The organism is Achromobacter sp. KK8, assembly GCF_054188005.1.
In genome coordinates this window covers 5,611,292-5,634,323 of sequence record NZ_CM135178.1, presented here as the reverse complement: position 1 = coordinate 5,634,323, position 23,032 = coordinate 5,611,292, and the positions used below count along the sequence as shown (strand labels likewise).

Genomic DNA, 23,032 nt, shown 5'->3' with positions numbered 1-23,032 from the left:
GCGTCGCCGCCTGCGATTGAATTGGTTCCTTAAAGGCAACATTGGTGAGAATGAATGCCGCCACTGGATCGTGTGGTTCCCATATATCGTACTGGCGCCAGGCCACGGCGTGAGGCTTTTTTTGCCGCCGGGCCGCCCCAAGGCAAAAACGCCCCCTCGGGGGGCAGCGACCCGCGCAGCGGCGAGCGTGGGGGGCTTTTTTTCCGCCGGGCCGCCCCAAGGCAAAAACGCCCCCTCGGGGGGCAGCGACCCGCGCAGCGGCGAGCGTGGGGGGCTTTCTCTGCCGCCGGCCGCGCCCGTGCCGGCCGCGTTCGAGCGCCTGGCCTCGGGCCGTCACTTCGGCAAGATCGTGATCCGCGTCGACGCCTGGACGGCGCGGAGCCGATGGTAAGCTGCAAGCTCTTCGCGCGCGGGCCGGCACGGTTTCGCGCTGCCCCCGCGCTGAACTCCATCACGCCCGCCATGACCGACAAGCCCGATTCCCATCTGTACGAAGAACGCGTCTCCAGCGAGGCCGCCTACGACGGCCGTTTCCTCAAGATCCGCAACGACGTGGTGCGCCTGCCCAACGGCAACACCTCCACCCGCGAATACGTGGTGCATCCGGGCGCGGTGGTGGTGATCCCGCTGCTCGACGACGGCCGCGTGCTGCTCGAGCGCCAGTATCGCTATCCGATCGGCCGCGTCATGACGGAATTTCCGGCCGGCAAGCTCGATCCCGGCGAGGACCCGCTGGCCTGCGGCAAGCGCGAACTGCTCGAGGAAACCGGCTATACCGCCACGCAGTGGGCCCGCGCCGGCGCCCTGCACCTGGCCATCGCCTATTCCACCGAGATCATCCACATCTACTTCGCGCGCGGGCTGCGCGCCGGGCCCCGGCAACTGGACCAGGATGAATTCCTGGACGTATTCAGCGCCGACCCCGCCGATCTGTACGCCGCCTGCGCCAAGGGCGAGGTCACCGACGCCAAGACGCTGACCTGCACGCTGTGGCTGCAGAACGTGCTGTCCGGCGCCTGGCAGCTGGACTGGCAGGAACACGCCGCCTGAGCGCCGGGGACAACGCCCATGCCGTCCTTTGCCGTGCTGTTGCAGCCGTCCGGGTGGCGCTTCGCCGCCGATGCCGACACCTCCGTGCTGGCCGCGGCGCAGGCGGCCGGCATCAAGCTGCCCAGTTCCTGTCGCAACGGCACCTGCCGCGCGTGCATGTGCCAGCTGCGCGCGGGCGCGGTGCGCTACCGCATCGAGTGGCCCGGCCTGTCGCGCGACGAAAAGGACGAAGGCTGGATCCTGCCTTGCGTGGCCCACGCCACGGCGCCGCTCGAGATCCTGTCGCCACACGCCGAACGCATCACGGCCGCGCCCGAGGCGCCGGCGCGGCCCTTGACGGGCGCGCGCCGTTAGCGGGGCCGGGAGGGCGCCTACGCCGCGCCGGCCAGGTCGGCCGCCAGCCGGTCCATCGCGCCGGCCCAGCCGCTGCCATGGCTGTCGCGGGTGGCCTCGTCGACGAACGGGGTCTGCAGGAAGTCCAGGTCGGTGCCGTGGTCCGCGGGCGTAAATGTCAGCGTGATCAACGACGTTTCCTGCGGCGCGTCGCGCCAGGTCCAGGTGAAGACCAGTTTGCGCTGCGGCTGCACTTCCCGGTATTGGCCCCGGGCGTAGTGCGCCAGCCCGTCTTCGGTCGCAAAGCCGATGTGGTAGGCGCCGCCGACCCGCAGGTCGGTTTCGGCCAGCAGCACTTCGCGTGTTTCGGCGGGGCCGAACCAGCGCATCAGCGCTTGCGGTTCGGTCCAGGCTCGCCAGACGCGTTCGACGGGGGCGTTGAAGCGCCGCCGGAGGCGCAATTGGAGTTCGGTGTCGGTGGACATGGGTGGGTCTCCTCTTCGTGGTAAAGGTAGCGGGCCAGCGAGTCGAGCTGCCCGTTCCAGAATTTCTCGTAGCGCGCCAGCCAGTCGGACGCCGACCGCATCGGCCCGGCCGACAAGGTGCAGCGGACTACCCGGCCATCCTTGGCCCGGGCAATCAGGCCGGCGTCCTCCAGCACCCGCAAGTGCTTCATGAAGGCAGGCAGCGACATTGCATGGGGCCGGGCCAGCGTGCCGACGGAAGCCGGGCCCGGCTCCAGGTCGGCCAGCACCCGGCGCCGGGTGGCATCCGCCAGGGCGGAGAACACACGGTCCAGTTGAGCGTCGTCGAGCGGGGAATTCATTAACTTAACCATAAGGTTAAGTATTGGCCGAAGCGGCTGCCACCGCAAGCCCCCGGGCCGCACGCTTACACTTTTTTTCAAGGGACCCCGGCGCGACGGGCGAATTGCCGCGCCGCGCCGTGGGAAGCCGGATCACTCGTGCCGGTGCATCGCCGACTGGTGCTTGGTGTCGCGCATGGTGGCGTACACCAGCAGCGAAATGAAGATCACGCCCGCCAGGTAGTAGTAGAACCACTGCTCGTGGCCCTGCTGCTTGAACCACAGGGCGATGGCCGGCGCGGTGCCGCCGAAGATGGACACGGTGATCGCGTATGGCACCGCCACGCCGGTGGCGCGGATGTTGGTGGGAAAGAGCTCGGCCTTCACCACCGCGTTGATCGAGGTGTAGCCGGCGGTGAAGAGCCAGGCCGCGCAGATCAGCAGGAAGGCGATGAACGGCGAGCGGGTATGCGACAACGTCATCAGCAACGGCACCGTGAGCAGCGCGCCCGCGATGCCGAAGAACACCAGCAGCGGCTTGCGCCCGATCTTGTCGGACAGCGCGCCGTACAGCGGCTGCAGGATCAGCGCGAAGATCAGCGACGCGGCGATCACGTAGGTGGTGACGATGTCGGAGAACCCGGCCGTCTGCCGCACGAAGGTCTGCATGTAGGTGGTGAAGGTGTAGAACGCCGCCGTGCCGCCGGCCGTCAGGCCGACCACGATCGCGACCTCGCGCGGATAGCGCAGCAGGCCGCGCAGCGAGCTGGTCTGCGGCTTGTGCTGGCTGGCCTGCTTGTAGGAATCGGTTTCCGGCATGTCGCGCCGCATGACGGCGGTGATGATGGCCAGCATGGCGCCGATCACGAAGGGAATGCGCCAGCCCCATTGCACCAGCTGCTCGTGCGTCAGGAACACGTTCTGCAGCAACAGCAGCACCAGGATGGCGCAGAGCTGCCCGCCGATCAGCGTGACGTACTGGAAGCTGGAATAGAAGCCGCGGTGGTTCGGATCGGCGATCTCGGTGAGATAGGTGGCGCTGGCGCCGTATTCGCCGCCCAGGCTCAGGCCTTCGATGACCCGCGCCAGCGCCAGCAGCGCCGGCGCCGCCAGCCCGATCGAGGCATAGGTGGGCGTGACCGCGATGATCAGCGACCCCACGCACATCATGCCCACCGACACCATCAGCGACAATCGTCGCCCGTGGCGGTCGGCCAGGTGGCCGAACAGCCAGCCGCCCAGCGGCCGCACGATGAAGCCGGCGGCGAACAGCGTGGCGGCGTTCAGTTGCTGCACGACCGGGTCGTGCGAGGGGAAGAAGGCGGGGGCGAAATACAGGGCGAAGGCGGTATAGGCGTAGAAGTCATACCATTCGACCAGGTTGCCCATGGAGCCGACGAAGATCGCCTTGATGCGGCGTTTGGCGTCGGGCATGTCGAGATACGCTTGGCTCATATCTGTCTTCCACGGAGACGGTACCCGCCTATGTTGCGCCTGTCGGCGCCAAAATGCACCCCTGCGTCCGTCCGGGATATTCGTTCAGTTTCGCGTCAATAACCAGCACATGGCTTTCCGGGCTATTTGCGCGGCGGCTCGATCACCGTGCAGGCGGCCGCGCCGGCTGGCGCGATCGCGTTTTCACCCAGCAGCGCGCGCGCGCCGCAGACCGAGCTGAACATGCCCTTGTTGTCGTGGCCGACGCCGGTCACTTCGAAGCCGGCCCGGTGCAGCGTCACGGGGTGGTTGCCGCGCGCCGCGACGATGCGCTCGTATTGCAGGTAGGCCGTGCCGCGCGCCAGCCGCGTGGCGCCTTGCGCTTCGGCGCCGCAGGTCTTGTCCAGCAGGCGGTGCTCGGGGTTGTTGTCCGCGCCGCCCAGCAGGTAGGTCACGTCGCGCTCCGCGTAGCGGATGAACAGGCGCGTGTCGTCGGTTTCCTGCGCGTACGCCGGCAACTTGTCGGTGCCGTACTTGTACTGGTTATAGGTGGGGCAGATGCCGCGTTCGTAGGGCGCGTAGCCCTTGCCGTCGGGGCGCGGGCGCTCGTGGGTCAGGTACAGGTAGGAGGAAGGATTCGCGATCACGTAGCGGATGGCGATGCCGTCGCGCCGCAGCGGGCCGTCGACGGGATTGAGCACCGCATAGCGCTGCACCAGCTGGCCGCCGCCGGAGTGGCCGGCCAGCACGATGCCGGCCAGTATCGGCAGGCGCTTGCGGTCGTCCAGGCTGCGCAGCAGGTCGTCGATCACCTGGAACGAGCTGACCGGCGCCGGTCGGCCGCTGGCCTGCACGCTGTCCTCGCCGTCCTCCCAGCTGGCCTTGCGCCACGCGGCCATGCCGGCGAAGCCCGAGTCGATCGAGCCGACGAAGCGCGGCGCCAGGATCAGCGTGTCATTGGCGCGGGCGGGATTGGCGGCCAGCAGCGTGGCGACGGTTTCGTAATAGGCGTCGGCGTTGCGCTTGACGCCGTGGAACACGATCACGATTTGCTTGATATCGCGCAGGTCGGCGCGCGCCAGGTTCCGGTTAGCATAGACCGGTACCTTGTAGCGATGGCCGGGCCTGCCCAGTTCGAGCGCCTGCCAGCGCGGCACCGCCACCCGCTTGGGCGCGGGCACGGGTTCGTCGTAATCGTAGGGATCGGGCAGCGGCGTCTGCGCATGCGCCGCCAGAGGTAGCAGGGCCGCCAGGGCCAGCGCCGCCGCGCACCAGGCCCGGGGCGAGCGCGACAGGCGCGGCGCCGGGCAGGGCTGTGAGGCGCCGGGTGCGGCGGTGCGGCGCATGGCGCGGGCGGGCGTCAGCAGCCCTCGTGGCCCAGCAGTTGCTTGAGCGCGGGCTGGTCCAGGATGCGGACTTCGCGCTGGTTGATGCGGATCAGGCCGTCGCGCGCGAAACGCGAGAACAGCCGGCTGACCGTCTCCAGCGTCAGGCCCAGGAAGTTGCCGATTTCCTCGCGGCTCATGCGCAGCACGAACTCGGTGGACGAGTAGCCCAGCGAGGCATAGCGCTGCGACAGGTTCAGCAGGAACGCGGCCAGGCGCTGTTCGGAACGCATCGAGCCCAGCGACGCCAGCATCTGGTGCGAGCGCGTGATCTCGCGGCTCATCAGGCGGCGGAACTGCTGCTGCAGCGAGGGCAGGTGGGCGGCCACGCGGTCGACTTCGTTCAAGCGGATCACGCAGACTTCGGAGTCTTCCAGCGCGACGGCGGCCGAGACGTGCTTGCCGTCGAGCATGCCGTCCATGCCGACGATCTCGCCGGGCAGGTGGAAACCGGTGATCTGGATCTGGCCGGTGGCGTCCTCGAGCTGCGTTTTCAGGCTGCCGAAGCGCACGCCGTAGACGGCGTCCAGGGGGTGATCCAGCGAATACAGCGTCTTGCCCTTTTCAAGGCGCACACGCTCTTTCACCAGCTCGTCCAGCTTTTCCACTTCGGCGGCTGCCATCCCGACCGGGACACACACGTGGCCCAACATACACGTGGAACAGTGGGCGGCATCAGGGGCAACGGGAACCCGTTTTTGCATACGATGACCTTTATAGTGCCCGGACCCGGCGGGTGGCCTGGACGGGCTTAAAGCGTGAAGACAGGTACCCATTGTAGTCCGTTGTTACTACGGGTGTCTTACGGGGCGGTTTTGCAGTAGAACCTTACGGCGATACGGGGTGTCCGCGGGCCTGGCGGTAGGCGATCCAGTCGTCCGCGGCGACGTCCGGCGCCGCCCCGCGCCAGGCCGGATCGATGGGGTAGTACTGGCAGGCCACCGCGGCGGCGCCGGGCGGCGCCAGCGGGCGGGCCAGCACTGGCCGGCGCACGAAGCAGCCGGGCCGGCCGGGCGCGTATTCCTCGATCTCGTCCATCAGGGCGAGCAGGGCCGGGCAGACCGCGTAGATGTCGCCGCGCACGCGGCGGCCGTCCCGCACCGGGACCAGTCCGGGCCAGTCGCCGAAGTCCACCAGCGCGCCCGGCACGGTGGCCGCGCCGAGATGGCGGGCGGGCGGCAGCGCGCGCCGCGCGGCCGCTTGCGTCAGGTCGTTGATTTCGCCCGCGCGTAGCGTGCCGTAGACAAAAACGTATATGCTCATAGTTCAGATTGTTGCTGCACGCGGATGTGTCCACGGACATAAAGCCATGAGGCCGGCGAGGTATTGAAATTCTCGCATCCGGCCGCATATTCAGGTCATCGAGCCCGCCGGCGCGTATCGGTCAGGCTCACCAACAAGCCACAACGACCATTATGCGATTCGACAAACTGACCACCAAGTTCCAGCAAGCCCTGGCCGACGCTCAGAGTCTGGCCGCCCGCAACGATCACCCCTACATCGAGCCCGTCCACGTGCTGTCGGCGTTGCTGTCCGACCCCGACAGCGGCGCCGGCAGCCTGCTGGCGCGTGCCGGCGTGGCCGTCAACCGGCTGCAGCCGGCCCTGGATGCCGCGCTCAAGGCGCTGCCCCAGGTGCAGGGCGATGACAACGTCCAGGTCGGCCGCGACCTGCAGGGCGTGCTGACCCGCACCGACAAGGAAGCCGCGCGCCGCGGCGACACCTACATTGCCAGCGAACTTTTCCTGCTGGCCCTGGCCGACGACAAGGGCGAGGCCGGCCGCATCCTGCGCGAGGCGGGCCTGCAGAAAAAGGCCCTCGAAGCCGCCATCGACGCCGTGCGCGGCGGCGAGAACGTCTCCGGCGCCGAAGGCGAATCCAACCGCGAGGCGCTGGCCAAGTACACCCTGGACCTGACCGAGCGCGCCCGCCAGGGCAAGCTCGACCCGGTGATCGGCCGCGACGACGAAATCCGCCGCACCATCCAGATCCTGCAGCGCCGCACCAAGAACAACCCGGTGCTCATCGGCGAACCCGGCGTGGGCAAGACCGCCATCGTCGAGGGCCTGGCGCAGCGCATCGTCAACGACGAAGTGCCCGAGACCCTGCGCGGCAAGCGCGTGCTGTCGCTCGACCTGGCCGCGCTGCTGGCCGGCGCCAAGTTCCGCGGCGAATTCGAAGAGCGCCTGAAGGCCGTGCTCAAGGAACTGTCGCAGGACGACGGCAGCAACATCGTCTTCATCGACGAGCTGCACACCATGGTCGGCGCCGGCAAGGCCGAAGGCGCGATGGACGCCGGCAACATGCTCAAGCCGGCGCTGGCGCGCGGCGAGCTGCACTGCATCGGCGCCACCACGCTGGACGAATACCGCAAGTACATCGAAAAGGACGCCGCGCTCGAGCGCCGCTTCCAGAAGGTGCTGGTCGACGAACCCGATGTCGAGTCCACCATCGCCATCCTGCGCGGCCTGCAGGAACGCTATGAGATCCACCACGGCGTCGAGATCACCGACCCGGCCATCGTGGCCGCGGCCGAACTCTCGCACCGCTACATCACCGACCGCTTCCTGCCCGACAAGGCCATCGACCTGATCGACGAGGCCGGCGCCCGCATCCGCATGGAAATCGATTCCAAGCCGGAAGTGATGGACAAGCTCGACCGCCGCATCATCCAGCTCAAGATCGAGCGCGAGGCCGTCAAGAAGGAAACCGACGACGCTTCCAAGCGCCGCCTGGGCGTGATCGAGGACGAGCTTGAAAAGCTGCAACGCGAATACAACGACTTCGAGGAAATCTGGAAGGCCGAGAAGGCCGCGGTGCAGGGCACCCAGGCCATCAAGGAAGAGATCGACAGCGTGCGCGCCGAAATGGCCGAGCTGCAGCGCAAGGGCCAGTTCGACAAGCTGGCCGAGCTGCAGTACGGCAAGCTGCCCGACCTGGAAGCGCGCCTGAAGGCCGCCGAGGTCGGCGCCGCTGAAGCGGCCGAGGAGGCCGAGGGCGGCGAAGGTCGTCCGCGCCTCTTGCGCACCCGTGTCGGCGCCGAGGAAATCGCCGAGGTCGTGTCGCGCGCCACCGGCATCCCGGTATCCAAGATGATGCAGGGCGAACGCGAGAAGCTGCTGCACATGGAGGAATACCTGCACAAGCGCGTGGTTGGCCAGGACGAGGCCGTGCGCCTGGTGTCCGATGCCATCCGCCGTTCGCGCGCGGGCCTGGCGGATCCGTCGCGCCCGTACGGTTCGTTCCTGTTCCTGGGCCCCACCGGCGTGGGCAAGACCGAGCTGACGCGCGCGCTGGCCGAGTTCCTGTTCGACTCCGAAGAGCACATGATCCGCATCGACATGAGCGAATTCATGGAGAAGCACTCGGTGGCGCGGCTGATCGGCGCGCCGCCTGGATACGTGGGCTACGAAGAGGGCGGCTACCTGACCGAGGCCGTGCGCCGCAAGCCTTACAGCGTGGTGCTGCTCGATGAAGTCGAGAAGGCCCACCCGGACGTCTTCAACGTGCTGCTGCAAGTGCTGGACGATGGCCGCCTGACCGACGGCCAGGGCCGCACGGTGGACTTCCGCAACACGGTCATCGTGATGACCTCCAACCTGGGTTCGCAGCATATCCAGACGCTGGCCGGCCAGCCGTACGACGTGGTCAAGGAAGTGGTCTGGGGCGAACTCAAGCAGACGCTGCGGCCCGAGTTCCTGAACCGCATCGACGAAGTGGTGGTGTTCCACGGACTGGAAGCGCAGCACATCGAGTCCATCGCCCGCATCCAGCTGCGCCGCCTGGCCGAGCGGCTGGAAAAGCAGGAGATGCGGCTGGAAGTGACCGAGCCCGCGCTGGCCGAACTGGCACGCGATGGCTTCGATCCGGTGTTCGGCGCGCGTCCGCTCAAGCGCGCGATCCAGCAGCAGATCGAGAACCCGGTCGCCAAGCTGATCCTGGAAGGCCAGTTCGGGCCGCGCGACGTGGTGCCGGTGGATTGGCGCGACGGCAAGTTCGTCTTCACGCGCACATTGCAATAAGCGCCTACGCGCCGCCCGTCCAGGCGGCGTGTACAGAAAGCCCCGCAGGCGATCGCTTGCGGGGCTTTGTTTTGCCGGGCCGGGACCCGGGGGGCGGTGCCGGCCTACCGCATCAGGAGGCGGCGTAGTCCTGCCGCTGATCACCCAATTGCCGGCCCAGCCCTTGCAGCGTCCGCAGCACCAGCGCCAGCCCGCGCCGCGTATCCTCGTCGCGCGAGAGCTGGAACAGTCCGCCCAGGCCCGGCGGGCGCGCCTCTTGCAACCCTTGCGCCTGGGCCGCGCGCCAGGCGTTGGACAGGGTCCAGGCGGCGCCCGTGGCCTGCTCCGACAGCGCGCCCAGTTTTTCCACCATCGACGCATCGAGCAGGTCGACCAGGTCGGACGCCAGCGCCAGCAGGTCGACGATATTGTCCAGGCGTCCGCTGTCGGCCAGCGGTTGCAGCTTGTCCGCCAGTTGCGCCAGCGCATCGTTGCCGCCGGCCGCGGGCGGCGCGTCGAACACGGCGGCGCATTGCCCGGCCGCGGGCAGGCTGTTGTCGTGCGGAGCGTTCATAGCATTCCCCTGGCGACGGACCAGTACAGGCCCCGGTTGAAACCATGGCGCAGCAACCCGCCCAGCTTGGTCGGCGGTGTCGGCCGCACGTCATGGGTGTAGTCGTACCAGAGCGGCATGCCGGCGTTCAGGCCCATCTGCGCCACGGCCTGCACCCGGCCGTCGTACGCGCTGCAGGGATGGCCCAGCCGGATCTCGCCGGCGATGTTGTTGGCGATGACGGGCGCCTGGTTGTGGCACGAGCCGCCGGCCTTGCTGACCGGCAGGTCCACGGTGTCGCCGATCACGTAGACGTTGCGCAGGCCGTAGACCTGCATGGTCTCGTGATCGGTCGGCAGCCAGCCTTCGTTGTCGGGCGCCTGCGAGGCGCCCGATTCCAGCACCGCATCGACCGCGCGGATCGGCGGCGTGGCCATGAGGATGTCGAAGGGTTGCTCGACGCCTTCTTCCGAATAGGCGATGCGCCGGTCGGGGTCCACCTTCGCCAGCGTGAAGCCGCGCTGGAACCGGATGCCGCGCTGTTCGAAGATGGCCGGCAGCACTTCGCAGGTGGGCTTTTGCAGGAACAGGCAGTTACGCAGCAGTTGCGAGGTGGTCGGGTAGGTGTAGACGATCTCGACGCGGTCGCGCACGCCGCGGCGGCGCAGATAGTCATCCAGCATCAGCGTGGTCTCGATCGGCGCGATGCCGCACTGGTGCGGCACGTTCGGCGTCTTGGGAAAGGTGACGCTGACGAATACGCGGCCGCGCTCGATCGTGGCCAGGCGGCTGGCCAGTTGCCGCGCCGGCTCGTACTGGTAGAAATGATCGCCCGCTTCGCGCAGTCCCTCGATGCGCTCGGGGGCGGGCACGCAGCCCGTGGCGATGACGAGGTAGTCGTAGCCGTGGCGCTTGCCGCCGCGGGTGTGCAGTTGCTGGGCATCGAAATCGAAGCGCGTCACCTTGTCGACGCGGAACTCGATCTCGGGCCGCAGCAGGGAACGTTCGGGGCGTTTGAGTTCTTCCTGAAAGAACAGATTGAACGCCACATACATGAAGGCCGGCTTGTAGTAATGATCCGGCGAATCGGACAGCAGCATGATGCTGACCTTGCCGGCCGTCACTTCGGGGTAGAGCTTGTGCACCAGTTGGTTGGCCAGCATGGTGCCGCCGACCCCGCCTCCCACGACAACAATTCGCTTGCTCATAAAAATCCTCCGATGAGAATAATCAGGAACCAAGTGCAGTTGCGCCCTCATATGTAGCAAGAGAGGGGTTGGTGGTCAACAAAATAACTGTGACTTATAAAAGAGAATCCGTGCCGCTCGCGTTTCGGGCCGGGCCGGCGCGGCTCGACATGCCGCGCCGGCGCGAGCCGTCCTACTGTTTGACGGTGACGAACACCGGATTCGAATAGAACCACAGGTCGTTGTAGTTGCGCGCGTTGATGGCGTTGAAGCGGGCCGCGTTGTCGGCCAGGTCGATCTTGGCGTCCGCCAGCGGTTCGCCGTTGGCGGTTTCACCGGCCACGTCGGGCGCCAGGTTGGTGCCGCGCAGGCGCAGGTACTGGCTCTTGTCCGCGGTCAGCTTGACCTTGATGACGCTGTAGCCGTCCTGGTCCACCGTCCAGTCCTTGCTGGTGTAGCGGCCCAGCACCCGGGTGCTCGGATTGGTGGCATTGTCATAGGCCGGGGTGCCGGCGGCGGCGCGGGCGCCGACGTCGCCCACGATCAGGTCGACGTGATGCACGGTCGGCTTGACGTAGGTCGGGTTGCCGCTTTCGATCGGGTATTCGTAATGGTTGCTGCCGGGGCTGCGGAAGCGGATGGTCACTTCCACCTGCTCGCCCTTGGCCGCCACCAGTTCGCCGCCCATCTGCGCGGTGCCCGAGGCGCCGCGCGCCTGGAATTCGAGCGCGTCGATCAGGTCGCCGAACACGCCGAACAGGCGGCCGCTCTTGAGGCCCGCGACCACCGCCGCCATGTCCTTGCCGTCCTTCCAGACATAGGTCTTGGCGTATTCGCCCGGCGCGTAGCCGCTGCTGTACTGGCCGGGGGCGTTGACGCGGAAATGGAAGTCCGAATCGGCCACGGTCCAGATGCGGCGGCCTTCGCCCAGCAGCGCGTCCCAGGTGCCGCCGAGCTTGGCCACCAGGTAGTCGACGCCGCCGTAGGTGCGGTTGGGCAGTTTGTCGGCCGTGTAGGCCTCGGCGTAGCCGCCGCGGTCGGGTTCCATCTGGTTGCCCACCATGCCTTCGATGGCGAAGAAGATCGACGGCGCCAGGTCGTGCATCTCACGCAATTGGCCGATGGTGTACTTGCCGGCGTAGCGCGACGGGTGATTCAGCAGCATGTAGCTGTCGGGGTGCCTGTCGCGCAGCCACTTGAGCGCCGTCAGCGAATCGGCGTGGGTGGTGTAGGCGCGCGCCTGGCCGGCCAGGTCCGATACCAGCTGCGGATCGAACAGGTTGGCGGCCTTGTTGGTGTAGAGGTATTCGAACTCGGCCACGGCGCGCAGCGACTTCTCGGACATCGGGTCGTTGGTGCCGATGCCGATGTTGACGTGATCGTGCGTGGGCATGTCCCACTCGAACGACGAGAAGATGATCTTGCCGGCGTAGCGGCCCGCGGCCTGTGCCTGCTTGATGAACGGCACTTCGTAGCGCGCCATGCCGGTCGAGAACGGAATCGATCCGCCCGGGATCGCCAGGCCGGTGTGGTCGCGCCCGGACATGCGCAGGTGGTTAGAGAGCGCGGCCCAGTCCAGTTTGTAGCGGTCGAAGGCCTGGTCCAGCACGCTTTCCAGCGTGGTCTGCGCGTCGTCGGACTGGATGGTGTGCACGTGCAGATCGCCGGCGCTCCAGGCGCCCGTGCGGACCGGCGGCGTGGGGTCGGTCACGACCGGGGGCGGCGTGACGGCGGGGGGCTCATCGTCGTCATCGCTGCCGCCACAGGCGCTCAACAGGGTTACGCAAGCCAGCGACAGCGGCATCAGGGTCCGCCGCAGGCGGGTTACTTCGAACTGCATTCAATGCTCCAGCGTCATGCGGGCCGCTAGGAGGCGCGGCGCCGCGAAGGCCCGCACTATGAGGCGCGCGGGTGACGTGGCAATGACAGGGTATGCGGGGCGAGGCCGTGGCTGCGCCTCGGGCGGCGCGCGCGGCGCTCAGCGCCTGCGCGGATCGGCCGCCGGCGCGTCGGCGACGTCGGCCAGCGCCTGCCGGATGATGGCATTGGCGGTCCAGCGGGCGACCTCGGTGACCTCGGCCTGGCCGAGGCCCCAGATGTCCTTGAGCACCAGGAACACTTCGGTGCCGTAGACCAGCGACAGCGCCTGCGCCACGCGATCCTGCTGCGCCGGCGTCAGCACGCCGGCCAGCGGCGCGATGGCGCGCCTGAGGATGTCGACGCGATGGCCGCGCACCAGCCGGGGTTCGTTGCCGGCGCGGCCGGCGCTGGCATCCGCATGCTGCTGCAACGACACCTGGATGGCGGCGCGCAGCGGCGCTTCGTGCGCTTGCAGGCGCGGATAGGCGAAACGCAGCAGTTCATCCACGCGGGTGGCGGCGTCCGGCGCGGCCGAGTCCCACGCCAGGATCGGGCCCAGGCTCTCGTCGACCACGGCGGCGATCAGCGCGCTCTGGCTGGGAAAGTAGCGGTAGGCGGTGGCGCGCGACACCTGGGCATGCTCGGCCAGCTCCGCCACCGACGGCGTGATGCCTTGCGCCATCAGCCGCTGCGCGGCGTCCAGCAGGATCTTGCGCATGCGCGCGCGCGGCCCGTGCGGCGGCTCGCCGCTGGCTGCGGCCTGGCGGCTGGCGGGCGCGATCAGGCGCGCGGGCGCGGCCGGCGGCTTGGGGGCGGGTGTCGTGGTTTGACGTGAGACAGGTGTCTCAGTATGATTCTTTCGTCTCATTTCTTGATTCTACAGGCCCTGGGCGGCCCCAGACATATCGAGGCGCGCACCGAGTGTAGCCGCCCGCGGAGGAGTCATGACGCATTCGAATCGGCGGGTCTTCGTGGCCGCCACCTACGATACCAAGGGCCACGAGGCCGAGTACGTGGTTGCGCTGCTCAAGCGCGAAGGCCTGGACGTGGTCTCGGTGGACGTGTCCACCACGGGCGCGGCCAGCGCGGCGCAGGTACAGGCGCGGGAAGTGGCCCGCAGCCATCCGCGGGGCGAGCAGGCCGTCTTCACCGGCGACCGCGGCACCGCCATCGCGGCCATGGCGCTGGCGTTCGAACGCTACGCGGCCGCCAACCCCGATATCGGCGCCTTGCTGGGCCTGGGCGGTTCCGGCGGCACCGCGCTCATCACGCCAGCCATGCGCGCGCTGCCCATCGGCGTGCCCAAGCTGATGGTATCGACCATGGCGTCGGGCAACGTCGCGCCCTATGTCGGGCCGTCGGACATCGCCATGATGTATTCCGTGACTGACGTGGCCGGCCTGAACCGCATCTCGCGCCGCGTGCTGGCCAATGCCGCCGGCGCCATCGGCGGCGCCTTCCGCCTGGCCGCCAGCGTGGCCGGCGACGACAGCCGTCCGGCCGTCGGCATCACCATGTTCGGCGTCACCACCGCCTGCGTGCAGCAGGTGACGCCGCTGCTCGAATCGCGCTACGACTGCCTGGTGTTTCACGCCACCGGCACCGGCGGCCAGTCGATGGAAAAGCTGCTCGACAGCCATCTGTTGTCCGGCGTGCTGGACCTGACCACCACCGAGGTCTGCGACTTCCTGTTCGGCGGCGTGCTGGCCTGCACCGAGGACCGCTTCGGCGCCGTGGCGCGCACCCGGGCGCCGTACGTGGGTTCCTGCGGCGCGCTCGACATGGTCAATTTCGGCGCCATGGATTCGGTGCCCGAGCGCTACCAGGGCCGCACCTTCTATCCCCACAACCCGCAGGTGACGCTGATGCGCACCACGGCGGAAGAGAACCGCCGCCAGGGCGAATGGATCGCTGAGCGGCTGAACCGCTGCGACGGCCCCGTGCGCTTCCTGATCCCCGAAGGCGGCGTGTCGGCGCTGGACGCGCCGGGCCAGGCATTCTGGGACCCGCAGGCCGACGCGGCCTTGTTCGAGGCGCTGCAGGCCAATCTGGTGCAGACCGCCGACCGCCGCCTGGTGCGCGTGCCCTGCCACATCAACGACCCGCTGTTCGCCCGCACCGCGGTTGAACAGTTTCTCGACATCGCCACACACTGAGGATTGCCGCCATGCCGCGCTTTGACCGTAACCAACTGCTGGACAAGTTCCGCGCCATGGTGCGCGACCGCACCCCCATCGTGGGCGGCGGCGCCGGCACCGGACTGTCCGCCAAGTGCGAGGAAGCGGGCGGCATCGACCTGATCGTGATCTACAACTCGGGCCGCTACCGCATGGCCGGGCGCGGCTCGCTGGCCGGCCTGCTGGCCTACGGCAACGCCAACGAGATCGTGGTCGACATGGGCCGCGAAGTGCTGCCGGTGGTCAAGCGCACGCCGGTGCTGGCCGGCGTCAACGGCACCGATCCGTTCTGCGACTTCGACGTGTTCCTGGACGATCTCAAGCGCCAGGGTTTTGCCGGCGTGCAGAATTTCCCCACCGTGGGCCTGATCGACGGCACCTTCCGCGCCAACCTGGAAGAGACCGGCATGGGCTACGCGCTGGAAGTGGACATGATCCGCCTGGCGCACGAAAAGGGCATGCTGACCACGCCCTACGTGTTCAACGAGGACGACGCCGTGGCGATGACGCAGGCCGGCGCCGACATCATCGTCGCGCACATGGGCCTGACCACCGGCGGCTCGATCGGCGCCGAGACCGCGCTGACGCTGGATGACTGCGTCGCCGCCATCGACCGCATCGCCGCGGCCGCGCTGGCCGTGCGTCCGGACGTGATCGTGCTGTGCCACGGCGGCCCCATCGCCACGCCCGAGGACGCCGCCCACATCCTGCGCCACTGCCGGCATTGCCATGGCTTCTACGGCGCCAGCTCGATGGAGCGCCTGCCCACCGAACAGGCGCTGACCGCCGCCACCCGCGAGTTCAAGCAACTGACATTCTGAGTTTTCCCCTTCATCCGTTTCCGCCGGGGCGCTGCGCGCCCGTCAGGAGTCCGCATGCCGCATACCGTCTACACCAGCGCCATCGTCCAGGCGCCGCTGGCCAAGGTCTGGCCGCTGTTTCGTGATTTCAACGGCCTGGCGGGATGGCATCCCGGCATCGCGCAAAGCCGTCTGGAAGAAGGCGGCCGCCATGATGCCATCGGCTCGGTGCGCTACCTGTCGCTCAAGCCCTCGGGCTTCGTGCGCGAGCAATTGCTGATGCTGGACGATCCGGGCACGGCGCTGCGCTATTCGATCATCGAGACCGACCTGCCGATGCGCGACTATGTCGCCGGCGTCGCCTTGCGCGCGATCACCGAGAGCGGTGCCACGCTGGTCGAATGGTGGGCCGACTTCCGCGTCGAGGATGGCGCCGACCTGCAGGCGGTGGCAACCGCCGTGGGGCAGGGCGTGTTCGCCGCCGGACTGGCGGCGCTGGACGAAAAGCTGCGCGCCTGAGCGGCGCGTATCGTCGCGGCGGGGCGGGCGCATGCCCCGCCGGCGTTGCCGTGGCGACGCCGATCCGCCTCAGGCGCGCCGGCGGGTCGCGCCCGCGGCCAGCTTGCAGCCGGCCGGCAACGGCGCGCCGCGCAGGTAGTCGCGGATGGCGCGGATCAGCGCTTCGGCCGCCGGGCTCAGCGCGTGCTCCTTGTGGCGGATGATGCACAGCGTGCGCACCACCGTGGGCCGCGCCAGCAGCGCGTAGTCCAGTCCGGGTTCCAGCACGCGTTGCGCCGCCAGCGCCGGCAGCAGCGCTACGCCCATGCCGGCCTTCACCAACGCTGCCTGGGAAGTGGTGCTGGAGGCCTCGTAGAACGGCGCGGCGGCTTCGATCGGCAGGTCCGCGCGGGCCCGCAGCAGTGCCATGATGCCGGTCTCGTCCACCACCCCCACCAGCTTGCGGCCCGCCAGGTCGGACCAGCGCATGGCGCCGTCGCGCCCCGGCCGCAGGCTGGCGTCGTCGCGCCGGTACAGCACGCCGAAGCGATCCTCCAGCAGCGCGTCGAACTGCAGGCCGGGCGCGTCGGCCCAGCGGCTGGTCAGGCCGAAATCGACTTCGCGCGCGGCCACCTTGCGCTGGATGCGGCCGGAGTTGTCGTCGCTCAGGTACAGGCGGATGGCGGGGTACTGCGCCGCGAATGCCGCCGCCGCCGGCGCGATCACCTGGGTGATGGCCGAGGGCGCGGCCGCCACGCCGACACGGCCGCGCTCCAGCGCGCCGAAGCGCACCACGTCCTCGATCGCGCCGTCGAAATCGGCCAACAGGCGCATCACGCGCGGCAGGAATTCCTCGCCCGCCGCGGTCAGCAGCACGCGCCGGCTGGTGCGCGCGAACAGCCGGGTGGCCAGCGCTTCCTCCAGCTGGCGCACCAGGCTGGTGACCGACGACTGGGTCTGGAACAGGCGCTTGCCGGCGTGGGTGAAACTGGACTCCTGCGCCACCGCGACGAACGCGGTCAGGTGCTTGAGGGTGACGTGCTTGGGCAGGCGATACATTTCAAATCACGATAGATGGATCAATAAAAACAATTTTTCCAGATTGATCGGCCGGACGATACTAGGGGCTTCATCAAGCACCAGGGCCGTCCACGGGCGGGCCGCACAAGCGGCCGGCGTCATCGCCGGCCCCATCAAGGCGGAAGTTGCATGCAGGAAAAACTGGATCTGGTCATCGAAGGCGGCTGGGTGATCGACGGGCTGGGCGGGCCGCGCCGCCGCGCCGACGTCGGCATCCGTGGCGAGCGCATCGCCGCCATCGGCGACCTGTCGGCCGCGCCAGCGGACCGGCGCCTCGATGCCGGCGGCAGGATCGTCGCGCCCGGCTTCATCGATACCCATGGCCACGATGACCTGATGTTCGTGGAAAAACCGGGCCTGGAATGGAAGACCAGCCAGGGCATCACGTCGGTGGTGGTCGGCAACTGCGGCATCAGCGGCGCGCCGGCGCCGCTGCCGGGCAATACCGCCGCGGCGTTGGCCCTGCTGGGCGACTCGCCGCTGTTCGCGGACATGGCCACGTACTTCGGCGCGCTGGAGGCGCAGCGGCCGATGATCAACGTGGCCGCCCTGGTGGGCCACGCCAACCTGCGCCTGGCCGCCATGCGCGATCCGGCGGCACGGCCCAGCGCCAAGGAGCAGCGGGCGATGGAGCGCATGCTGGCCGACGCGCTGGAGGCCGGCGCGGTGGGATTCAGCACGGGCCTGGCCTACCAGCCCGGCGGCGTCGCCGAGCAAGCCGAACTGGACGGCCTGGCGCGCGTCGCGGCGGCGCGCGGCGCGCTGCACACCAGCCACATCCGCAACGAGGGCGACGCAGTTGAGGCCGCCGTCGACGAGGTGCTGGCGGTCGGTCGCCGCACCGGCTGCGCCACGGTGCTGTCGCACCACAAATGCATGATGCCGGCCAACTGGGGCAAGAGCGCCGCCACGCTGGCCAACATCGACCGCGCCCGCGCCGCCGGCGTCGACGTGGCGCTGGATATCTACCCGTATCCGGGCAGCTCCACCATCCTGATACCCGAGCGCGCCGACCAGATCGACGACATCCGCATCACCTGGTCGACCCCGCATCCCGAATGCGGCGGCCAGTCGCTGGCCGAGATCGCCGCGCGCTGGGGCTGCGACGCGGTCACGGCGGCGCGCCGCCTGTGCCCGGCGGGCGCGATCTACTTCGCCATGGACGAGAACGAGGTGCGCCGCATCTTCCAGCACGAATGCTGCATGGTCGGCTCGGATGGCCTGCCCAACGACGCCCATCCGCACCCCCGCCTGTGGGGCAGTTTCACGCGCGTGCTGGGCCGCTACGTGCGCGAAGCCGAACTGCTGACGCTGGAGGCCGCCGTGGCCAAGATGACCGCGCTGCCGGCGCGCGTGTTCGGCCTGGCCGATCGCGGCCGGCTGGCCGTGGGCGCCTGGGCCGACGTGGTCGTGTTCGACGCCGACACGGTGTGCGACCGCGCCACCTGGGACGCGCCGACGCTGGCCTCGGCCGGCATCGAGCACGTGCTGGTCAACGGCTGCGCGGTGTTCCCGCAAGCCCCCCCGGCGCATCGCCCCGGCAGGATCCTGCGCCGCGACGCCAGCATCGCGGGCGCGCCGGAATTTTCCCGATAACAAGCAGAACCGATCCCCACAGGAGACAACCCCATGATCCGCAAGACTTGCGCCGCCCTGGCGCTGGCCGCCCTGTTGCCCGCGGCGCACGCCGAATTCCCCGACCGTCCCATCACCTTGATCGTGCCGTTCCCGGCCGGCGGCCCCACCGATATCGTCGGCCGCCTGGCCGCCGCCAAGGCGGGCGAGATCCTGGGGCAGCAGGTGGTGGTAGAGAACCGCACCGGCGCCTCCGGCACCATCGGCATGGCCGCCACCGCGCGCGCCAAGCCGGACGGCTACACCGTGGGGCTGGCGACCGTCAGCACCCATGGCACCGCGCCGCACTTGTTCCCCAAGCTGGCCTACGACCCGGTCAAGGACTTCACGCCCATCAGCAACCTGGTGACCAGCCCCAACATCCTCAGCGTCAACCCGCAATACCCGGCGAAGACGCTGGCCGAGTTCGTGTCGCACGTGCGCGCCAATCCGGGCAAGGACGGCTACGCCAATGCCGGCGCCGGCGGCGTCAATGACCTGGGCATGATCTGGTTCCTGCAGATCACCGGGGGCAAGATGAACAGCATCTCGTACCGCGGCTCGGCGCCGGCCTTGACCGACACGGTGGGCGGCGTGGTGCCGGTGATCTTCGACAACTTCCCGTCGTCGCTGCCCTACATCAAGAGCAATCACCTGCGGGCGCTGGCCATCACCGGGACCGCGCGCAACCCGCGCCTGCCGGACGTGCCGACCTTCGCCGAGCAGGGCTACAAGGATTACGACGTCACCGCCTGGTACGGCGTGGTGGGGCCGGCGGGCATGCCGGCGGACGTGCGCGACAAGCTCGCGCAGGCCTTCGCCCAGGCGGTGCGCGACCCCGCCACCGCCGCCAAGATGGAGGAGACCGGCGCCTTCCCGCTCGGCAATACGCCGGCCGAGTTCGGCGAACAGATCCGCGCCGAACGCGATCGCTGGAAGTCGGTGATCGAGCGCGCGCAGATCAAGCTGCAATAAGCCGGGTTGCGCGAGCCGCTTGCAACGGGCGGCCCGGCGCTCGCGCGCGCGACGCCGGCGCGGCCTCAGTACACGTCGCGCCGGTAGCGGCCGTCGTGCTGCAGGGCTTGCAGGCGTTCGGCGCCCAGGATGTCGCGCAGGGCGGCATCCACGCCGCCGGCCATGCCTTGCAGGCTGCCGCAGACATAGATCGCGGCGCCCTCGTCGATCCAGGCGCGCACGTCGGCGGCCTGCTCCAGCAGGCAATGCTGCACGTAGCGGCGCCCGGGCTGGTCGCGCGAATACACGCTGTCCACGCGCGCCAGCGTGCCGTCCCGGCGCCAGGCCGCGATCTCGTCGCCGCAGAAGTTGTCGTGCGCCGCGTGCCGTTCGCCGAACACCAGCCAGTTGCGCTCGTGCCCGGCGGCGCGGCGCGCCTTGATCAGGGCGCGCAGGCCGGCCAGGCCGGTGCCGTTGCCGATGAGGATCATTGGCCGGCCGTCGACGGGCGCATGGAAGTTGCGGTTGCCGCGGATGCGCAGCGCGATGCTGTCGCCTGGCTGCGCGATGTGCGTCAGCCAGCCGCTGCCCACGCCCAGCGTGCCATCGGGCTTGCGCATCTGGCGCACCAGCAACTGCAGCACGCCATCGGCCGGCAGCGATGCGATCGAATACTCGCGATGCGGTTGCAGCGCGCCGCCGCGCGCCAGGCGCGGGCCGATTTCGGCGATGTCGCCCGCCAGCCAGACGGGCGCGCCGCTCGCGGGCGGGGCCAGCGTCAGCAGGTAGCAGGGGCCGCCTTCGCTGCCGGGATTGAGCAGTTCGCGGCCGGCGAGCCGCCAGGCTTCGTAGGCAGGCGTCTCCCAGTCGGGCAGGTCGGCGCGGCCGGCCAGCAGGCCCAGGTGATGTTGCCAATGGCGCAGGTCCGCCGGATCGCCGCCGTCCACCTCGACCCGGTCGAACAGCGGCGTGGCGCCCTGTTGCCGCAGCCATTCATCGAGGCGGCGGCCGAAGCCGCAGAAATGCGCGTAGTCGCTGTCGCCCAGCGCCAGCACCGCGTAGCGCAGGCCGTCCAGCGGCGGCGTCGCGGCCTGCATCGTCTGGCTGGCGAAGGCCGCGGCCGCGTCGGGCGCATCGCCTTCGCCGTAGGTGCTGGCGATGAACAGGATGCGGCCGCTGGCGGCCAGGCGCGCGCCATCCAGTTGCGCCAGGGGCGCGACACGCACCGCCAGGCCGCCGGTCCGCAGCGATTGCGCGGTCTGCGCCGCCAGCGCTTCGGCCTGGCCGGTCTGGCTGGCGTAGGCCACCAGGATGGCGTCGTCCGCCTGGGGGGCGTCCAGGTCCCGCAGGGCCTGCGCCGCCTGCGCCTGACGTCGCCGCGCGCGACGCCAGGCCCAGCCGCACAGCAGCAGCCAGGCCAGCACCACGCACGCGGCGGCGATCCAGCGGGACGTCATGACTCAGCGCGCGGCCAGGGCCTGGAAGGCCGCGCTGGCGCCGACGCGGTAGCCATCGGCGTCGCGCACGATGAACAGCGCCGCCAGGCGGTGGCGCTCGGCGTAGGCCAGTCCATCGCGCTCGCCGAGCACCGTCAGCGCGGTGGCCAGCGCATCGGCCTGCATGCAGCCGGCATGCAGCACCGTGACCGAGGCGACGCCGTTGCGCACCGGCTGGCCGCTGCGCGGGTCGATGGTGTGGGCATAGCGGGCCGCGCCTTCGCCGGCGAAACGGCGGTAGTCGCCCGAGGTGGCGATGGCGAGGTCGCGCAGCGGCAGGGCCAGCGCGTGCGCGTCGCTGCCATCCGGCACTTCCACCGCCACGCGCCAGGGCTGGCCGTCGGGGCGCTGGCCGCGCGCGCGCAGCTCGCCGCCCACTTCGACCAAGTAGTCGGTGATGCCAAGCGCGTCCAGCGCCTGCGCGGCGCGATCCACGCCGTAGCCCTTGGCGATGGAAGACAGGTCCAGGTAGACGCCGCCCGGCTGGAAGGCGGCGCCGCGCGCCGCGTCCAGCGCCACCCGACGCCAGCCGCAGCGCTGGCGCGCGGCGTCGATCGCGGCGGGAGAGGGCGGTTCGAAGGCGCGCTGCCAGGGGCCGAAACCCCAGGCATTGACCAGCGGACCGACGGTGGGGTCGTAGGCGCCGCCGCTGTCCTCGGCCAGCGCCAGCGCGTGTTGCAGCACGTGGAAGAAGGCCGCCGGCAGCGCGCGCCAGCCGGGGCCGGCGCGGTTGTAGCGGCTGATGTCGGACTCGGTCTCCCAGGTGCTCATCTGCGCCACCACCTCGTCCAGGGCTGCCTGGATCGCCTGGCGCGCGGCGCCGTCGCCCAGGCCGGCGGGCAGGGACAGCCGCGCCGACCAGGTGGTGCCCATGGTGGCGCCCGCCAGCGCGGCGGGGCGCGCCGGCAGGCCGCCGAAGCTGACCCGCGGCGTTGCCGCGACCGCGCCGCGCGGCGCGTAGGAGGGCGTGTCCGGCATGCGGTCGGCGGCTGTCAGGGTTGCAGCACTTCGACGGTGCCGGCGTACGACAGGCGGCGCTTCTTGGCCTGGGCCACCGTCACCTTGGCGTCCTCGGCGCCGGCTTCGACCCAGTACAGGCCGGGTTGCGGCCACTTCACCGAGAACTTGCCGTCCTTGTCGGTCTTGACGGCGATCTCGCCGACCTTGTCGCGGTAGCGGGCGCCGCCCGGCACGATGGTGACGTCCAGGTCGGCGGCGGGCTTGCCGTCCAGCAGCATCTGGAAGCTGGCCGCTTCGCCGGCGTAGAGATCGTTCGGGTGCGTCACCGGCGCCAGTTCCAGGCCGCGGCCGACGGGCTTGACCGCGCTGGGCTTGCCGGCGGTGACGAAGGTCTCGACGCGGCCCAGGCTTTGCGTGACCTCCAGGTCGGCGGCGTTGGCCGGCACGGCCTGCGCCAGGCCCTCGGGCTTGCCGAAGTAGCGCTTGGGCTTGCCGTCTTCCTTCCAGCGCGCGAACACGCCGTCGTTGACCACGGCGATGCGGTAGGTGCCGGTCTGCTTGAGCTGCAGGTCGAAGGTGCTGCGCAGCTTGCCGCGGTTCAGGTTCTCGGCGTCGGCGGCGGAGCCGTCCGGCGCCACCACGGCCAGGCCGTCCAGGCGCAGCGGCGCGTGGTTGAAGTAGAACTTGTCGTTGCCGACGGCGGCGTCCACGGTGATCCAGCTGTCGGTGCCGGACAGCACCGTCGAGGACGGCACCATCCAGACGTCGTGGGCCTGGGCGGCGAAAGGCAGGCTCAGGGCCAGGGCGGCGGCCAGTTTGGCGGCGGATTTCATGGTGGCGTTCCT

General features: G+C 69.5%; 22 protein-coding genes. 8 read left to right on the top strand and 14 right to left on the bottom strand.

The annotated features are described in order from the left end of the window. Positions 1 to 462 precede the first annotated feature (462 nt). Together ACVN9Z_RS25910 and ACVN9Z_RS25905 are read left to right on the top strand one after the other, a co-directional pair. Positions 463 to 1,050, top strand: coding sequence for an NUDIX domain-containing protein (locus ACVN9Z_RS25910; protein ID WP_024069563.1), 588 nt, complete (start codon positions 463 to 465; stop codon positions 1,048 to 1,050). A gap of 18 nt (positions 1,051 to 1,068) precedes the next feature. Further along, positions 1,069 to 1,404 carry a 2Fe-2S iron-sulfur cluster-binding protein gene (locus ACVN9Z_RS25905; RefSeq protein WP_054443704.1) on the top strand — a complete coding sequence of 112 codons (336 nt, stop codon included), beginning with the start codon at positions 1,069 to 1,071 and terminating at the stop codon, positions 1,402 to 1,404. A gap of 17 nt (positions 1,405 to 1,421) precedes the next feature. On the opposite strand, the gene ACVN9Z_RS25900 is transcribed toward ACVN9Z_RS25905, so the two are convergent. From ACVN9Z_RS25900 to ACVN9Z_RS25875, 6 genes are all read right to left on the bottom strand, one after another. Further along, positions 1,422 to 1,868, bottom strand: coding sequence for an SRPBCC family protein (locus ACVN9Z_RS25900; RefSeq protein WP_458212801.1), 447 nt, complete (start codon positions 1,866 to 1,868; stop codon positions 1,422 to 1,424). Next, the gene (locus ACVN9Z_RS25895) at positions 1,772 to 2,209 is read right to left on the bottom strand and encodes an ArsR/SmtB family transcription factor (protein ID WP_458212800.1); all 438 of its coding nucleotides are present in this window, start codon (positions 2,207 to 2,209) and stop codon (positions 1,772 to 1,774) included. Before ACVN9Z_RS25895 ends, ACVN9Z_RS25900 begins: the two co-directional genes overlap by 97 nt. 132 nt (positions 2,210 to 2,341) lie before the next feature. Next, the gene (locus ACVN9Z_RS25890) at positions 2,342 to 3,643 is read right to left on the bottom strand and encodes an MFS transporter (protein ID WP_006385055.1); all 1,302 of its coding nucleotides are present in this window, start codon (positions 3,641 to 3,643) and stop codon (positions 2,342 to 2,344) included. Positions 3,644 to 3,765: 122 nt separating this feature from the next. Further along, on the bottom strand, positions 3,766 to 4,968 hold the full coding sequence (locus ACVN9Z_RS25885; RefSeq protein WP_458212799.1) for a hypothetical protein: 1,203 nt from the start codon (positions 4,966 to 4,968) through the stop codon (positions 3,766 to 3,768). Positions 4,969 to 4,982: 14 nt separating this feature from the next. Beyond that, on the bottom strand, positions 4,983 to 5,711 hold the full coding sequence (locus ACVN9Z_RS25880; protein WP_026384438.1) for a helix-turn-helix domain-containing protein: 729 nt from the start codon (positions 5,709 to 5,711) through the stop codon (positions 4,983 to 4,985). Between the two features lie 124 nt (positions 5,712 to 5,835). Continuing rightward, positions 5,836 to 6,270, bottom strand: a complete 435-nt coding sequence (locus tag ACVN9Z_RS25875) for a gamma-glutamylcyclotransferase family protein (RefSeq protein WP_458212798.1) — start codon at positions 6,268 to 6,270, stop codon at positions 5,836 to 5,838. A 152-nt stretch (positions 6,271 to 6,422) separates the two neighbouring features. Between ACVN9Z_RS25875 and clpB the strand changes: the two genes are divergently transcribed. Beyond that, entirely contained in the window at positions 6,423 to 9,029 is a 2,607-nt protein-coding gene (gene clpB / locus ACVN9Z_RS25870; protein WP_006385057.1) for an ATP-dependent chaperone ClpB, read from the top strand. A gap of 112 nt (positions 9,030 to 9,141) precedes the next feature. On the opposite strand, the gene ACVN9Z_RS25865 is transcribed toward clpB, so the two are convergent. From ACVN9Z_RS25865 to ACVN9Z_RS25850, 4 genes are all read right to left on the bottom strand, one after another. Next, entirely contained in the window at positions 9,142 to 9,582 is a 441-nt protein-coding gene (locus ACVN9Z_RS25865) for a helical membrane plugin domain-containing protein (protein ID WP_110059077.1), read from the bottom strand. Continuing rightward, a complete protein-coding gene (locus ACVN9Z_RS25860; protein ID WP_047991227.1) occupies positions 9,579 to 10,769 on the bottom strand; it encodes an NAD(P)/FAD-dependent oxidoreductase in 1,191 nt (396 codons plus the stop codon). The genes ACVN9Z_RS25865 and ACVN9Z_RS25860 overlap by 4 nt, the downstream gene beginning before the upstream one ends. Positions 10,770 to 10,941: 172 nt before the next feature. Next, positions 10,942 to 12,588, bottom strand: coding sequence for an S-layer protein (locus ACVN9Z_RS25855; protein ID WP_458212797.1), 1,647 nt, complete (start codon positions 12,586 to 12,588; stop codon positions 10,942 to 10,944). A gap of 138 nt (positions 12,589 to 12,726) precedes the next feature. Next, positions 12,727 to 13,392: a TetR/AcrR family transcriptional regulator gene (locus tag ACVN9Z_RS25850; protein ID WP_026384440.1), complete on the bottom strand. Its 666-nt coding sequence runs from the start codon at positions 13,390 to 13,392 to the stop codon at positions 12,727 to 12,729. Positions 13,393 to 13,552: 160 nt separating this feature from the next. Between ACVN9Z_RS25850 and ACVN9Z_RS25845 the strand changes: the two genes are divergently transcribed. The 3 genes from ACVN9Z_RS25845 to ACVN9Z_RS25835 are packed head-to-tail and all read left to right on the top strand — an operon-like array spanning position 13,553 to position 16,104. Then, a complete protein-coding gene (locus tag ACVN9Z_RS25845; RefSeq protein ID WP_054514870.1) occupies positions 13,553 to 14,764 on the top strand; it encodes a Tm-1-like ATP-binding domain-containing protein in 1,212 nt (403 codons plus the stop codon). A gap of 11 nt (positions 14,765 to 14,775) precedes the next feature. Beyond that, entirely contained in the window at positions 14,776 to 15,606 is an 831-nt protein-coding gene (locus tag ACVN9Z_RS25840) for a phosphoenolpyruvate hydrolase family protein (protein ID WP_020928481.1), read from the top strand. Positions 15,607 to 15,660: 54 nt separating this feature from the next. After that, positions 15,661 to 16,104, top strand: a complete 444-nt coding sequence (locus ACVN9Z_RS25835) for an SRPBCC family protein (protein ID WP_006385064.1) — start codon at positions 15,661 to 15,663, stop codon at positions 16,102 to 16,104. Between the two features lie 69 nt (positions 16,105 to 16,173). Here ACVN9Z_RS25835 and ACVN9Z_RS25830 read toward each other — a convergent pair whose 3' ends face one another. Further along, a complete protein-coding gene (locus tag ACVN9Z_RS25830) occupies positions 16,174 to 17,142 on the bottom strand; it encodes a LysR family transcriptional regulator (RefSeq protein ID WP_038503978.1) in 969 nt (322 codons plus the stop codon). A 150-nt stretch (positions 17,143 to 17,292) separates the two neighbouring features. Here ACVN9Z_RS25830 and ACVN9Z_RS25825 point away from each other — a divergent pair, with 150 nt between their 5' ends. Continuing rightward, a complete protein-coding gene (locus ACVN9Z_RS25825) occupies positions 17,293 to 18,759 on the top strand; it encodes an N-acyl-D-glutamate deacylase (RefSeq protein WP_458212796.1) in 1,467 nt (488 codons plus the stop codon). Between the two features lie 33 nt (positions 18,760 to 18,792). After that, positions 18,793 to 19,752 (top strand): tripartite tricarboxylate transporter substrate binding protein BugE, encoded by a 960-nt coding sequence (locus ACVN9Z_RS25820; protein ID WP_024069551.1) that lies wholly within the window; start codon positions 18,793 to 18,795, stop codon positions 19,750 to 19,752. A 65-nt stretch (positions 19,753 to 19,817) separates the two neighbouring features. Here the strand turns inward: ACVN9Z_RS25820 and ACVN9Z_RS25815 are convergent, their stop codons facing one another. Genes ACVN9Z_RS25815 through ACVN9Z_RS25805 form a run of 3 tightly spaced genes read right to left on the bottom strand, consistent with a single transcriptional unit; the run spans position 19,818 to position 23,020 of the window. Beyond that, positions 19,818 to 21,188: a sulfite reductase subunit alpha gene (locus tag ACVN9Z_RS25815; RefSeq protein WP_110059079.1), complete on the bottom strand. Its 1,371-nt coding sequence runs from the start codon at positions 21,186 to 21,188 to the stop codon at positions 19,818 to 19,820. Positions 21,189 to 21,191: 3 nt separating this feature from the next. Then, a complete protein-coding gene (locus ACVN9Z_RS25810; RefSeq protein ID WP_082395049.1) occupies positions 21,192 to 22,205 on the bottom strand; it encodes an FAD:protein FMN transferase in 1,014 nt (337 codons plus the stop codon). 14 nt (positions 22,206 to 22,219) lie between these two features. Next, positions 22,220 to 23,020, bottom strand: a complete 801-nt coding sequence (locus tag ACVN9Z_RS25805) for a DUF4198 domain-containing protein (RefSeq protein WP_458212795.1) — start codon at positions 23,018 to 23,020, stop codon at positions 22,220 to 22,222. Positions 23,021 to 23,032: the final 12 nt, after the last annotated feature.

Excerpts from the sequence above, each read along its gene's own strand:
- ACVN9Z_RS25910 (WP_024069563.1), top strand. The coding sequence starts at position 463 with ATGACCGACAAGCCCGATTCCCATCTGTACGAAGAACGCGTCTCCAGC.
- ACVN9Z_RS25905 (WP_054443704.1), top strand. The coding sequence starts at position 1,069 with ATGCCGTCCTTTGCCGTGCTGTTGCAGCCGTCCGGGTGGCGCTTCGCC.
- ACVN9Z_RS25900 (WP_458212801.1), bottom strand. The coding sequence starts at position 1,868 with ATGTCCACCGACACCGAACTCCAATTGCGCCTCCGGCGGCGCTTCAAC.
- ACVN9Z_RS25895 (WP_458212800.1), bottom strand. The coding sequence starts at position 2,209 with ATGAATTCCCCGCTCGACGACGCTCAACTGGACCGTGTGTTCTCCGCC.
- ACVN9Z_RS25890 (WP_006385055.1), bottom strand. The coding sequence starts at position 3,643 with ATGAGCCAAGCGTATCTCGACATGCCCGACGCCAAACGCCGCATCAAG.
- ACVN9Z_RS25885 (WP_458212799.1), bottom strand. The coding sequence starts at position 4,968 with ATGCGCCGCACCGCCGCACCCGGCGCCTCACAGCCCTGCCCGGCGCCG.
- ACVN9Z_RS25880 (WP_026384438.1), bottom strand. The coding sequence starts at position 5,711 with ATGCAAAAACGGGTTCCCGTTGCCCCTGATGCCGCCCACTGTTCCACG.
- ACVN9Z_RS25875 (WP_458212798.1), bottom strand. The coding sequence starts at position 6,270 with ATGAGCATATACGTTTTTGTCTACGGCACGCTACGCGCGGGCGAAATC.
- clpB (WP_006385057.1), top strand. The coding sequence starts at position 6,423 with ATGCGATTCGACAAACTGACCACCAAGTTCCAGCAAGCCCTGGCCGAC.
- ACVN9Z_RS25865 (WP_110059077.1), bottom strand. The coding sequence starts at position 9,582 with ATGAACGCTCCGCACGACAACAGCCTGCCCGCGGCCGGGCAATGCGCC.
- ACVN9Z_RS25860 (WP_047991227.1), bottom strand. The coding sequence starts at position 10,769 with ATGAGCAAGCGAATTGTTGTCGTGGGAGGCGGGGTCGGCGGCACCATG.
- ACVN9Z_RS25855 (WP_458212797.1), bottom strand. The coding sequence starts at position 12,588 with ATGCAGTTCGAAGTAACCCGCCTGCGGCGGACCCTGATGCCGCTGTCG.
- ACVN9Z_RS25845 (WP_054514870.1), top strand. The coding sequence starts at position 13,553 with ATGACGCATTCGAATCGGCGGGTCTTCGTGGCCGCCACCTACGATACC.
- ACVN9Z_RS25840 (WP_020928481.1), top strand. The coding sequence starts at position 14,776 with ATGCCGCGCTTTGACCGTAACCAACTGCTGGACAAGTTCCGCGCCATG.
- ACVN9Z_RS25835 (WP_006385064.1), top strand. The coding sequence starts at position 15,661 with ATGCCGCATACCGTCTACACCAGCGCCATCGTCCAGGCGCCGCTGGCC.
- ACVN9Z_RS25830 (WP_038503978.1), bottom strand. The coding sequence starts at position 17,142 with ATGTATCGCCTGCCCAAGCACGTCACCCTCAAGCACCTGACCGCGTTC.
- ACVN9Z_RS25825 (WP_458212796.1), top strand. The coding sequence starts at position 17,293 with ATGCAGGAAAAACTGGATCTGGTCATCGAAGGCGGCTGGGTGATCGAC.
- ACVN9Z_RS25820 (WP_024069551.1), top strand. The coding sequence starts at position 18,793 with ATGATCCGCAAGACTTGCGCCGCCCTGGCGCTGGCCGCCCTGTTGCCC.
- ACVN9Z_RS25815 (WP_110059079.1), bottom strand. The coding sequence starts at position 21,188 with ATGACGTCCCGCTGGATCGCCGCCGCGTGCGTGGTGCTGGCCTGGCTG.
- ACVN9Z_RS25810 (WP_082395049.1), bottom strand. The coding sequence starts at position 22,205 with ATGCCGGACACGCCCTCCTACGCGCCGCGCGGCGCGGTCGCGGCAACG.
- ACVN9Z_RS25805 (WP_458212795.1), bottom strand. The coding sequence starts at position 23,020 with ATGAAATCCGCCGCCAAACTGGCCGCCGCCCTGGCCCTGAGCCTGCCT.